11 protein-coding genes are annotated in these 12,797 nt (G+C 43.3%); 3 read left to right on the forward strand and 8 right to left on the reverse strand.

Annotated features, from left to right (window positions below; translation table 11 throughout):
* Nucleotides 1–177: 177 nt before the first annotated feature.
* From V7K46_RS01265 to V7K46_RS01275, 3 genes are all read right to left on the reverse strand, one after another.
* The gene (locus V7K46_RS01265) at nucleotides 178–1,668 is read right to left on the reverse strand and encodes a nickel/cobalt transporter (RefSeq protein ID WP_335110266.1); all 1,491 of its coding nucleotides are present in this window, start codon (nucleotides 1,666–1,668) and stop codon (nucleotides 178–180) included.
* Between the two features lie 224 nt (nucleotides 1,669–1,892).
* The gene (locus tag V7K46_RS01270) at nucleotides 1,893–3,260 is read right to left on the reverse strand and encodes a tetratricopeptide repeat protein (protein WP_335110268.1); all 1,368 of its coding nucleotides are present in this window, start codon (nucleotides 3,258–3,260) and stop codon (nucleotides 1,893–1,895) included.
* Between the two features lie 5 nt (nucleotides 3,261–3,265).
* Nucleotides 3,266–4,546 (reverse strand): DUF4331 domain-containing protein, encoded by a 1,281-nt coding sequence (locus tag V7K46_RS01275; RefSeq protein ID WP_335110271.1) that lies wholly within the window; start codon nucleotides 4,544–4,546, stop codon nucleotides 3,266–3,268.
* An 837-nt stretch (nucleotides 4,547–5,383) separates the two neighbouring features.
* On the opposite strand from V7K46_RS01275, the gene V7K46_RS01280 reads away from it, so the two are divergent.
* Nucleotides 5,384–5,578, forward strand: a complete 195-nt coding sequence (locus V7K46_RS01280) for a DUF2256 domain-containing protein (RefSeq protein ID WP_094350216.1) — start codon at nucleotides 5,384–5,386, stop codon at nucleotides 5,576–5,578.
* Nucleotides 5,578–6,531 (forward strand): isoaspartyl peptidase/L-asparaginase, encoded by a 954-nt coding sequence (locus V7K46_RS01285; protein WP_335110273.1) that lies wholly within the window; start codon nucleotides 5,578–5,580, stop codon nucleotides 6,529–6,531. Before V7K46_RS01280 ends, V7K46_RS01285 begins: the two co-directional genes overlap by 1 nt.
* Here the strand turns inward: V7K46_RS01285 and V7K46_RS01290 are convergent.
* From V7K46_RS01290 to V7K46_RS01305, 4 genes are all read right to left on the reverse strand, one after another.
* Nucleotides 6,522–6,944 carry a DUF29 family protein gene (locus V7K46_RS01290; protein ID WP_335110275.1) on the reverse strand — a complete coding sequence of 141 codons (423 nt, stop codon included), beginning with the start codon at nucleotides 6,942–6,944 and terminating at the stop codon, nucleotides 6,522–6,524. The genes V7K46_RS01285 and V7K46_RS01290 overlap by 10 nt on opposite strands.
* 111 nt (nucleotides 6,945–7,055) lie before the next feature.
* Complete coding sequence (gene glmU / locus V7K46_RS01295; protein ID WP_335110277.1) at nucleotides 7,056–8,435, reverse strand: bifunctional UDP-N-acetylglucosamine diphosphorylase/glucosamine-1-phosphate N-acetyltransferase GlmU; 1,380 nt, start codon at nucleotides 8,433–8,435, stop codon at nucleotides 7,056–7,058.
* Nucleotides 8,436–8,629: 194 nt separating this feature from the next.
* Nucleotides 8,630–9,865 (reverse strand): two-component system response regulator, encoded by a 1,236-nt coding sequence (locus V7K46_RS01300; protein ID WP_335110304.1) that lies wholly within the window; start codon nucleotides 9,863–9,865, stop codon nucleotides 8,630–8,632.
* Between the two features lie 574 nt (nucleotides 9,866–10,439).
* Entirely contained in the window at nucleotides 10,440–11,408 is a 969-nt protein-coding gene (locus V7K46_RS01305) for a tRNA (5-methylaminomethyl-2-thiouridine)(34)-methyltransferase MnmD (protein WP_335110279.1), read from the reverse strand.
* Between the two features lie 57 nt (nucleotides 11,409–11,465).
* Between V7K46_RS01305 and V7K46_RS01310 the strand changes: the two genes are divergently transcribed.
* Nucleotides 11,466–12,287, forward strand: a complete 822-nt coding sequence (locus V7K46_RS01310; protein ID WP_335110281.1) for a sulfurtransferase — start codon at nucleotides 11,466–11,468, stop codon at nucleotides 12,285–12,287.
* A gap of 304 nt (nucleotides 12,288–12,591) precedes the next feature.
* On the opposite strand, the gene V7K46_RS01315 is transcribed toward V7K46_RS01310, so the two are convergent.
* Nucleotides 12,592–12,797 (reverse strand): hypothetical protein (locus tag V7K46_RS01315; protein ID WP_335110283.1); only part of this gene is annotated, 206 nt, incomplete at its 5' end.

A 12,797-nucleotide genomic window follows, 5' to 3' on the forward strand; every position in this document is an offset into this window, starting at 1 on the left:
CAAAAAAGTTTTTCAGCCTGTGACAAGCTAATTTCAAAGTAGCCGATTATGCACAAAGCAGTTATTAAAAAGATGAAGATAAATCGTTTCATATTTTCCTCGAAATAAGATTTTCTGACATCTAGTTGTTCAGGGTTATTTGACAAAACTGAGTGCAAATGTATTCTGCACTTTCATCTAGTTCCAGGGATGAGCGAGTAAAGCCTGTGAAGTAATGCCTAAGCCCATTAGGGTGATACATAAGGCGCTTGCGACTGGTAACATTTTTATCCTGGGTATCTGGAATGGTAAATGCTCAAACCGATCCTTGGCGTAGACCAGCATTAACCCGATTCCAGTTAATACTGCTGCTAGACCTAAGCTAAAGGCAGATACCAGCGCTAATCCAAAGCCAATTCGTCCCAGCGCGATCGCACTCAGTAACACTACTAAGGCTGAAGGACAAGGTAACAAACCGCCCGATATTCCCAAAGCTAATAGGCTAGACCAGTTCATAGAACTTAGATCACCGTCAGGCGGTAGATGCGAATGCTCATGGTGTACATGGTGATGGTGATGATGCAAGTCGTGGCTGTGTTCATGACTATGTACATGGTCATGTGAATGAGAAACCTGAGTCCCTTGCAATCGACTGATAAACAAATTCAGACCAATTACAGTTACCAGTACCCCAGAGAGGACGCTTAACCAAGGGTACAATTGCTCTGTCAAAATAAACTGGGATGTGCCAAGAGTGACCAGCCCTAGAGCAAATATGCCAGCTGTATGGGTAATCGTTACAATCAGCCCCAGGAATAGGGCATGTTGGGCATTACTACGGGAACCCACCAAATAAGCACCAACTATCGTTTTCCCATGACCAGGGGATAGAGCGTGTAAACCACCCCATAAAAAGGCGATCGCTAGAGCTATTAAAATAGTTAAGAAATTATGATTTTCCTGGGTAATTAGGCTAGTAAAGACATCGTTGCTTCTTCCTGTCAAAGCATTATCTAAGCGGCTGGATGATTTAACTTCCGGTGGAGGCGCTTGTTGATTCGATGTCACAGACGGATCGAGTTTAAACTCAATCCGACGTTGGTCGAGAGGACTGCTGAGTAAGTTCGTGGGATAATCTCTCAAGCGGTTGGTAATACTCAAAGAGGTGAAATCACCTTGAATAGGAACGCCATTTGCAACCACAGTAATCTCACGCCAGCCTAAACGCTGTGGATAAAACTGATCTTCAAACTCGATTAACTGATTCGCGCCTACTAACTCCGTTGTCCCCTGAAAATTACAACTCAGCCGCAGTGTAGATAATCCTCCTACACCTGGAGGAAATTCGACTGTTGATTTGATCAAAGACAGTGCTAAAGGATGTTTATTGATCAACAGTTCCAGATGTGAGTTGACTTCCTGGCATTTTTGGTCAGGGTATTGAACCGTCTCTAGAGGTTCAGCTTTGCGATCGTGATTAATATCTAAGTGATTAATCTCCTGAAAAGCAGGAATCTCTGCCATGTCTAGAACATAATCAATCCCCACACCATCGGTTGCTACCTGCACTCCTGCGTAGTGATTGATGGTGAAATTGCCTAAAGGATGGGCATTTGCCCTCGGCATCCAAAAAAAACATATTGCGATAATTGCAGTACTCCAAGCCAAGCGATACAGCAGCTTTTTCATAAAGAACTCCCTGTGGCGTGATTTTAGATTTTAGATTTTGGATTGAATAAGTCAACAGATTTTGGATTTTGGATTGACCCCACCGATCAACGGATGGGGCCTGAAGATTTTAAATTTTGGATTTGTGTCACCCACAAGGTGTGAAAGCGCGTAGCGGGACGTTAGTCCAGCATGAACCTAAAATCGGCTTTTCTTCAATCTCAAATTGGCACTCAATCTAAAATCTAAAATCCCAAATCTAAAATTGCTTGACGAGCTTGATCAGCATACTTGTGATGAAATTGAGGATTGAGGCTAACAGCTTGAGTTAGTCGCTTTACCGCTTCCTCACGGTTACCTAAGTGAAGTGCAATCATGCCAGCATGAAATTGCAGCAAGGCATCCTCTGTCCCGAAGCGAGTTGCCTGTTGTGCTGCCCGTTGGGCTTCTTGCCATTGCCCATTAGCCGCAGCTGCCCAAGCCAAAGTATCCTCTGCATATACATCGTCTCGCACTACTACTTCACTACGGGCAATCTCTAGCGCCTCTGTTAAATGAATTCCATGTTCGGTGTAGTAGACAGCCAAAGCGCGATCGTAGATTCCTTTAACCTTGCTCAGGTAAGCTACTACCCCGATCAAATCTTCGGTTTCAGCTGCACCTTTTTGGTCGAGAAGAGCTAGTTGAGCATCAGCCTTATACCCCAACGTTTCTACCTGTGGCATCAGTTCTATACCCTGGTTTGCTGCATTCAGAGCATCCTGCCAGCGATGCTGTGCCGCATAGAGGCGGGCTAATCCTGTAAACGCAGCTATATGCCGTGGGAAGAGGTCAAGAGCTTCCCGATATCGCTGCTCACACAGGGCTAAATCTCCGGCTGCAAAAGCAAGATCCCCAGTCCGCACATGAAACCAAGCACGAGTTTCTGCGCTCATCGTGTAGAAAGAGTCCATCTCTTGCATAGCCTCATCTAGCAGTTGCCGTGCCGAGGCTAGATTGCCAGTTAACTCTAAGTAACGGGCGACAACTGCGTTCTGACCATTCGATTCTTTCTTAGGAAGGTTCTGCAATAGTTGATGAGTTGCTTCATAGTCGCCCAACTCCATCTGAATCGATGCCAAGAGCGAGACAATATTGGGATTATCAACAGATGAATTATTTAACACATCTAAAGCTGACCGAAACTGATGTTGAGATAGTAAGGCTGATGCTAAGAGCATGGAGGAAACCTGATTATGGCGCGGCTGTAGTGCCAGGGATCTACGTGCCGCTTGTTCTGCTCGTAACACATCTTCCACATCTGCCATTTCTCGAAAGCGCCTCAAATATTGATCAGCCAATAGACGTAAAAATATTGAGGAATTGGGAGATTGGGCAACCTTCTCCTCATAGACGCTGATAATATGCGATCGCTGTAAATAATCTGGAAAAACTAAATCTAACTGCTTTCCTGGTAACATCTGCCTGGAATTAACAGTCAGCAGTTGCACAAGAGAGGAGTATGTGCCTAACTTACCATTGGTGTAGCCTAAACTTAGCGCTTGTGTATCAGAGGGTCTTAGTAAAACCAGTAGGCTAGTTAGCGCTAACACCCATAGTATTCGTAGATGCATAAACCTTACAAAGGATTACCTAAATAAGGGAAGGTAGGAAGAAAGTTGGCATCATTAGGCCCAACATTATCGCTAGTCAGCCCCGGAATTTCGCCTGTAGTAATCCCTGTAACTGCATTACCAAAGACAACAGATGCTGTGACATCGATTACGTCATCTTTTGGTCTTCTACCACCAAAATTGTTGCCTAACTGAGTCCCAAAATAACTACCGCTAGGTTTGGAAAGGTCAGCTTGGATAACATCCGGAATCGCCACTGAAATAACTGCATCAGCTATACCTTGAGGTCTACCAATCGCATTCACAAAGGCTCGAATAAATTGGGATTGATTGCTAGCGTCTTGGGTTGGTGTCTGAATATTACTATTATTATGAGCTTGAAAGTCCATAAAAAGTTCATTCAAGGCTGGAACTGCTAACCGCTCAATCTGAGCAAAATTCTGATTTCTGAATCTAGGAGTTTCAACACTAGTTGTTATCCAAACACCAATCTTGCCACTACCAAGCTCTTGCCTGGGTAGCTCGACAATAATTGAGTGGACATTGAATGGGGCTAGGGTATCTTGTGCTTGTCCAGGTGGTCTAAAGGAAAGAACTTGGAAGGGAGGACTGGGATTAGGTTGAAGGCTATAGTTCCGATCCGGGATGATTTTGAAGAACTGTTCTAAATCGAAAAAGAACGGGTCTTTGCGTGTGCCAACAAAGAACTTCGTGGGGTTAATGCCGTTAATAGAGAATGTTTGGTTGAGTGGCACTGTCGTACTTACTGGAAGCAAAGTTGACCTTGTTCCTACTTGGATTGGAGAAGTTGGGCGGCTGACTGTGACAGTTTGGTTTGAACCTGTGCCATTTATTTTGAATTGAAGTACGATATCTTCAACACTGTCACCAGTGTTATCAATATTGAATTGATAAAGAACATTTGGATCGAATGGTCTCATTTCACCAGAAACAATGAGAGGGTCGAAATCCATTACAAGGACAACATTGTTGGGGTCTGTGGGACTTTCAAACACAAACAAATCTGTGAGATCCGCAGCAGTGAGTTGAGTGGCAAGAAAGGTTGTGTCCTGGTGGTCTGAAGCCAAAGCTTTAGGGGTTGCATAGATTAGGACTACGAGCAAAATAGCAACAGTTGCTACTAGGGTACGAAAAAAACGAGTAGCTCTAGTCCAATATTGCGATCGCTTGATCGGAAAAAATGCCATATTTTGCACTAGTTTCTCTATGCGTACCCAGCCTTTAATTGGTATAAAAGAGGTGATACTTTGAGCATTTATTTTCATAATTGCCCTCCTTGAGGTGTTTTGTATCTTCTATTGTATGTATATATGTACGTGAAAATAGCAAGTTGATAGCAAGTTGATTCATATTTCAAAAAAGACTGCGGTTATTACCGAAGTGCCTCACAGCTTATTGGCTCCTAATAGTACAGCGCGGCGGAAATAAACAACCCATTTAAAATCACCGAAACGTTTACGCTGTCTTTCTTTTGATTTTTGGCTTCCGCTTTGCGGTACTAGTCACTTAACAGACCAAAACTTGCTTACTTTTCTAGTTTAAAGTTTTAAGACTTATACAATATATGTACTACGTAAATTTAGGTATTTCAGTTAGATTATTCCACCAGTCGCTATTTAGTAAGTCCGCATAGTACTTTTCTATTACTTATAAGTATGTGATTGCGAGTGAAACGCACTCCTACGGAAAAGCAAGCTACGCCTTGGTCTTTAAGAGTTGCAATCGCAATGATTTTAGTGAGTTTACATTTCCTTGCATAGTTACGTTTATTCGTGCCTACCTACTTACAATCTTACTTCTTAATGTTTTCTTATATGTATTGAATCAGGTAGGAGGCAGGAGCCATTGACAGAGGGCTTCAGTGCTTCTCTTTTTCTTTGACAATGCTACGAAAACTCTTTCTGGAAAAATTTACAGACTTACTTTAAGAGTTGAACCATCTGCCCATAGTTTTGTATTTCCAGACAAGTAGTTAAAAAATAAGTCTAAAGATAGATTGACAACACATTTGTTCGGCGAAAGTATCCTTCCTTCTTAGCAAACTGGTTATAATTATTTTCCATCTCACTCAGAAATTAAATTCTTATCTACACAGTATTTATATGGGACGTGTTCGTTCAAAATCTGACCTACCTACAAAAATCTGTCCGGTATGTCAACGTCCTTTCACATGGCGTAAAAAGTGGCAAGATTGCTGGGACGATGTGAAATACTGCTCAGAACGTTGTCGTCGTCGCCGTTCTGAAGCTCAAAATGAAACTAACCGCAACACAGACGCAAATAGCGCAAGAGATTAATGGAGTCACAGGTGCAACCTAAATTAATTATTCATGGGGGGGCTGGTAGTTCTCTCCACGGTAAAGGCGGATTGGAGGCGGTACGCCGATCGCTCCATACAGTAATAGAAGAAGTTTATTCTCTACTATTATGCGGAGCAGCTGCCTCTGAGGCGGTGGTGCAGGGTTGCCAAATGCTCGAAGATAACCCCCGCTTTAATGCTGGTACTGGTTCAGTACTACAATCTGATGGGCAAATCCGCATGAGTGCTTCTTTGATGGATGGTGCATCAGGGCGATTTAGTGGTGTGATTAATATCTCGCGGGTGAAAAATCCGATTGAGTTGGCACAATTTTTACAAAACTCCCCAGACCGAGTGCTATCAGATTTCGGATCGGCTGAGTTGGCGCGGGAAATGCAACTTCCCAGCTATAACGCTTTAACTGATTTGCGGTTACAAGAGTGGATACAAGAGCGCCAGGATAATTTTAAAAGCGCAATGGCTGGCGTGGTAGCAGAACCCGAATTGGTAGAAACCAGTAATGCTGGACGCGGCACCATCGGTATAGTAGCTTTAGATGCATCTAGTAGACTAGCTGCTGGTACTTCTACTGGTGGTAAAGGCTTTGAGCGGATTGGCAGGGTAAGTGATTCTGCGATGCCAGCAGGTAATTATGCTACTAGTCATGCTGGTGTTAGCTGTACTGGCATTGGCGAAGATATCATCGATGAGTGTTTAGCCCCACGGATTGTAGTGCGTGTCACTGATGGTATGTCCCTGAAGGAGGCCATGCAGCGATCCTTTAAAGAAGCCCACCAGAACAAGCGGGATTTGGGAGCGATCGCCTTAGATGTGAGTGGAGCGATCGCTTGGGGCAAAACTAGCGAAATCTTACTCGCCGCCTACCACGACGGCGAAAAAATTGGTGACACTTTGGAATGGACTGGCGACGAACTGATCGGCTATTGCTGAATCAGTTCTAGCGCTTCGGCTAAAGTTTCTTGCCAGTCAACCATTGCGGCTAATTCTTGGGCTTCATAACGCCCCTCAAAGGCTTCTAGCGCCGCTCTTTTCAGTGCCACTTGATATCCTTGTTGCAGAATATCGATTAATTCTGCTTGATTCAAGTAAAAACCACCGGATTTGCGGCGTTTGTTTATTTTGTTGATTTCCCGCACCGTATTTTCTATGGAAACATCCCAAGAGCGAGTAGAACGTTTTTCAGCCTTTTGTTTAATTAAATGGATGAGAAGAATCACACCATAACTATCAATTTTATTAATTTTGTCACTGAGGCTCATTTCTTCTAACTCATCAACCAACAGCAGTGCCTCATGGACTTTGCCTTGTTCTAGAAGTTGCCTCAGTTCTAGCAGTTCTTCCATGTTATATGTTGAGATTTTGGCTTCACTACTAATCTAGCTAGATTAGACATCTTGCAAAAATCCTGGTTTATTGTCTAAGACCACAGATAAACTGCGATTAACACCGATGAATTATTTGTGTTGATCTGTGGTTTCATTTTCAACACTTTTCCTTCGCCAAGCTGGTTTCACAACCTGACGACTACGGGCAATCACTAGAGAATCATCAGGCACATCTTCTGTAACAGTGGAACCAGCTGCGACGTAGACATCATCTCCCAAGGTGAGTGGAGCCACTAAAACGCTATTGGAACCCGTTTTTGTCCGATCGCCTATTTTGGTACGGTGTTTCTTCACGCCGTCATAATTGGCAGTAATTGTACCGGCACCAATATTCACTTGATTACCGACAACGCTATCACCTATATACGACAAATGTGCTGCATTCGTGCGATCGCCTAATTGCGTATTTTTCAATTCCACAAAATTCCCCACGCGGCAACCAGCACCCACTTGTACCTGACCGCGCAAATGAGCATAGGGGCCAATTCGGCTTCCTGCCTGCACGGTGCTATCTGTTACTACTGAATACTGCACCGTGACATTTTCACTCAATTGACTATTTTCAATTAAACTTCCCGGTCCAATGTGACTTCCTGTTTGAATCACCGTATTTCCCCGCAGGTGAGTTTGGGGTTCAATAATTACATCTGCCTGTAATTCCACTGTTTCATCAATAGTGATGCTTGTAGGGTCGATGAGGGTGACACCCGCCAGCATCCATTTCTCCTTGACTCGTTTTTGCAAAATTTCAGATGCTGTTGCCAGTTGCAGGCGATCATTAATGCCAAGAATTTCTTGGTAATCTTCCACATCCACTGCCATCACTTGTCCGACCTGAGTCACAGCATCAGTGAGATAGTATTCTTTTTGGGCATTGTTTGTCTGTAGATGGGGCAGCACCTTTGCCAAATCTTGCCAGCCGAAGCAGTAAACTCCAGCGTTAATCCGCTGATTTTGTCTTTGAGCAGCAGTACAATCCTTGTGTTCGACCATTTGCTGCACAATATTTTCATCGTTACAAAAAACTCGCCCGTAGCCCGTGGGGTCGGGTAGGTGTGAGGTGAGAATAGTCGCGGCGTTTTGATTTCGGGCGTGAGTTTGTAACATCTGCTTGAGGGTTTCGCTGCGTATCAACGGTAAATCGCCGTTAAGTATCAGCAAATCCCCAGTGTAGTCTTTCAAGTGAGGAAGTAATTGCTGGATGGCATGACCTGTTCCCAGTTGCACAGTCTGTTCGACAAACTCCAAGCTCTTAATTGAATGCATGGCGGCTTGCACTTCGTCGGACTGATACCCCACAATCACGATTCGCCGTGAGGGCGAAAGTGGTTCTACACTTTCGAGAACTCTCTCAACTAGCGATCGCCCACCCAAAGAATGTAAAACCTTGGGTAAGCGTGATTTCATCCGTGTGCCGCGTCCCGCCGCTAGAATTGCTACAACTACCATAATTAGCTATCAGCGTGAAATTATGATTAATTCTGTTGGTACTTTAAGATTTAGCCTCAAATTATACCAGCAAATCATAGAAGAGTGAAATATAAAAGGAGTCAAAATAACTACTTTCGTAAAAGGCGGAGATTATAATACCAATTCGCGCTCATTACAGCAGCTACAAATCATTATCCCTTACTCCCTACTCTCTACTCTTTTTCATGACCAAAGCTAATAAACTCGGCAAACTGCTGCATTAGTTTGGGATTACGCCAACCGGAATCAGCTTCTTCTTGCATCACTAAAAGTGCTTCTGCTGAAGTAAAAGCTTTTTTATAAGGTCGTTCGCTGGTCAAAGCATCGTAAATATCAATTAACTGAAATACTTGCGCCAGGTGGGGAATATCATCCCCCTTGAGTCCATCACAGTAGCCTGAGCCATCCCAGCGTTCATGGTGATGACGAATAATTGGAATTACACCCCGCATACTGCGTAGTGGCTGGCAGATTTTTTCCCCTATCAAAACGTGCTGCTGCATGATCTGCCAATCTTCGGGGGTGAATTTGCCTTTTTTCAGCAGAACTGCATCGGGAATACCCACCTTGCCGATATCGTGGAGATAACCAGCCCACATCAAATCTCGAATTTGGTAGCGTGAGAGATTGAGGTATTCACCAAAAACTTGTCCCAATTTCACCAAGCGTTCACAATGGTCGCCCGTATTTGGATCGCGACTTTCAATCGACATGGCAATGGAAAATAGTACTTGTTCAGCATGGTCTAAATCTTCGTTCAGACGCTTCTGCCGCACCAAAGACTTTACACGCGCCGCTAGTTCCACACGATCAAAGGGTTTGGTGAGAAAATCATCTGCTCCAACTTCAATTCCCCGAATGCGCGATCGCCTGTCATTTAACGCTGTAATAAAAATCACTGGAATTAGCCTAGTCTGCTCATCCTGTTTGAGCAATTGGCATACTTCAAATCCATCCATTCCTGGCATCATCACATCCAGCAAAATCAAATCTGGTTGTTTTTGAGTTACCAATCCGACAACAATGTAACCACTGTCTGCCTCAATTACTTCGTATCCTTCCATCCCCAAAAGGGCAACAGCAGTCATCCGACTGGCGGCATGATCGTCAACTACTAAAACCTTCGGCGGATCTAAATCAAACCCACTCACTTTAGAACCTTTGGCTTGTACTGTTCTAGAGACTAATGAATCATCATCACAATTAACATCAGCTTTCATCCAAGAAGACACTGCTCCGTTATCTTCAAGCATAAGGTCTTCTTGAGATAAGCCTAAAGAATAAGCTTCCACATTATTTGGCGATCCTACGGCATGATTTGAACCGATACTCTTCACTCTGCTAATGGGGTTTAATCCACTAACAATTTGTTCTGTAAAGCCTGTATGGTTGGGTTTCCATTGAATCACAAAGGCACTCCAGTTATTTGCACAAGTTAACAGTGTCACATTTCAAAAACAAATTTAATATTCAACTGTATCCGAGCCAGAGGTCCCATAGAGATTATGGATTATATCAAGCTGCCTATCTGAGTTTTTCACAGTATGTATCTTTTATGTTACGAACAAGGGGTATCTTGTTGTCAAATTTTTTGTTTTGCTTTTAATTGCAGTCTTATAAATTCGCACAAATCCTAAATCAGGTTTTTTACGGAGATTTTTTAACATGGTAACGTCAGAAAGCACTGTCATTACTCGCTTTATATCAAGATATCGGGTTTTGAGTTGGAAGCTTTGATGGTAACATTAAGTATATATGTTTTTAGTTACTCAGTTCTAGCAACACTCAAATACTCTTAAAAAGCATGTAAAATTAGATACTATCACAAATTTAATTTATTTGGCTCGTAAAAACTCATTGCGTGAGTAATCTGAAAAGGAAATCAGAATTATTGGAAAATATAGATAATTTGTCTGGAATTAAGGACTAGGGATGAGGTCTGTAGTTGCCGCAGCTACGCCCGTGGTAGATATCGCTTCCTAACTAGAAACTAGTCCCGATAAAATCCCTGCTTTGTGTTCCCAATAGCCACCTTTTTCGCCAACGGGAAGTAGGTTCGAGTGAAGAGGCTTGTTGCTCTTCTTGTCGCCGTCTCACTATGACTTCGGTTGGATCGCTCAATTGAGGATCGCGATAAGCAATGGCAGCACGGGTTAACAAGTGTTCTTTTTCAGCTTGTGACAGGGTAGTAAGTGCTGTTAGCGGATAGCTATGGTTTAGCCCGTGCTGAGTACTAACTACTGAGTGGTCTTTAGACTCAGCACTCCCAGAATGACCTGCCACAGTACCAGGCGATCGCCTTCCCACGGGTGGGGTAGAACCTACCACCAAGCCAGCAGATAAAAGTGCTGTGCGTACAGCAGCAGAACAAGAATAGGTGGCTAATAAACCATCTGGATGTAAACACAATGACAGCTGTTTAATAAATTCAACAGTCCATAATTGAGGACACTGTGGTGGTGAAAAGGGATCAAGGAAAATTGCATCTGCCCAGAAACCCGACTGACGTACTAGCGTTATCGTAGTTCTAGCATCGCCAATTAGTAGCTTCGCTTTCAGGCAAGGTGTTTGCACTTGATGCTTAGAAGCTAGCTCTTTCAAAATTTCAATATAGTTACAGCTCCAATTGTCGAACAAGTGATGAGCGATCGCAGCTTGTGGCACTGCTGGATTGAGTTCTAAGCCGATTACTTCAACACAACAACTGGGATTCACTGCCCAAATTGTCTGCAAAGCAGCAGCTGTGTTATATCCTAGACCATAACAAATATCCAACAGCCGCAAGACTGGTTTTTGAGCGGCTGTAGCCAGTTGAGTCGGTTCAACAAACTTGAAAAAACTCTCCTGCCTAGCTCCATAATGGCTGTGAAAGGATTCACCAAACTCTTGAGAGACAAAGGTGAAGGAACCATCTGCTGTTAACTTGGGTGTAAAATTCTCTAAGTCTGACATCTTATAAAAAAACTGAATAATGACCAATACTTAGACGCCGCTCAGTACAAGTGCCCTATGCCCAATCCTCAATTTATTGTTTCACCAGTTTGGCTGTTTGAACATCTAGAAGATCCGCAAGTCGTTATTGTGGATTGTCGCTTTTCTCTAGCTGATCCACAACTAGGACAACAACAGTACCAGACAAGTCATATAGAAGGGTCATATTACCTAGATTTGAATCGTGATCTTTCCAGTCCAATAGGTAAGCATGGCGGGAGACATCCTTTACCTAACCCCAATGATATAGCTAACAAATTTGCTGCAATTGGGATAAATTACCGAAAAAGTTTAGTTGTAGCTTATGATGATTCGCGCTTTGCCTTTGCGGCTCGTCTATGGTGGCTATTGCGCTATCTCGGACATGAGCAAGTAGCAGTACTGGATGGAGGCTTTGCTGGATGGCAAAAAGCTGGATATCCTGTTACAAATGTCGTTCCTCACACCCAGATAGGTACGTTTGTAGCTCAAGTACAAACAGAAAAAGTGGTAGATATTACAGCGGTGAAAAACCGCAAAGACAGCCACGAGGTAGTATTGGTAGATTCAAGAGAAAGCGATCGCTACCGAGGAGAACAAGAGTCAATTGATAAAATTGCTGGACATATCCCTGGTGCAGTTAACTATCCCTGGCACGAAGTTACAGACTCTTCCAGCTACGTAATTCCTCAACCAGAACAACGCCGTCGGTGGGAAAAGCTAGCAACAGCTGAAGAAATCTTAGTATATTGCGGTTCTGGTGTTACTGCTTGTGTGAATTTACTTTCTTTAGAATTAGCTGGCATTAGCAAGGGTAAACTTTATGCTGGTAGCTGGAGTGATTGGATTTCTTATTTATAGTTAGGAGTTACGAGTGAGAAATCTAAAAAGCGACTAGAAGTCGCTACTACACTACATTGTCCACCTCCGTGGAATAAGAAAAAATCAAGGGTTTCTATACTTTTGCAAGTGGGTTTTGTATGTATAGCCAAGCCAGCGCACTGGCTACTCATGAGCAACTGGCGTGCGACTAGAAGTTGCCAGGATTAGTATGAATTGAGACTTGACAAACATTCTCTTAGACTGAAGAAAAAATCTAAACAGACGCGATTAATCGCGTCTCTACTCCTAACTCCTGTACAGACGCGATTAATCGCGTCTCTGATCAAAATCGACCTAATTGCAAATTGTAATTAATACTGAAGAACCAGCCATCAAAATCAATGTTTTCGGCGGTTGAACTACCTAAACTAACTCCAGCCTCCACATTCATATTAGGGACTTCCAAAAAATAAAACATCCCATAATAGATAATGATAATCATTAGGAGGGGGGAGAAAGCGGTAGCCGACGGCTGCCGCTTTCTCCCCC

It is taken from the genome of Nostoc sp. (assembly GCF_036917395.1).
Classification (GTDB): Bacteria; Cyanobacteriota; Cyanobacteriia; order Cyanobacteriales; family Nostocaceae; genus Nostoc.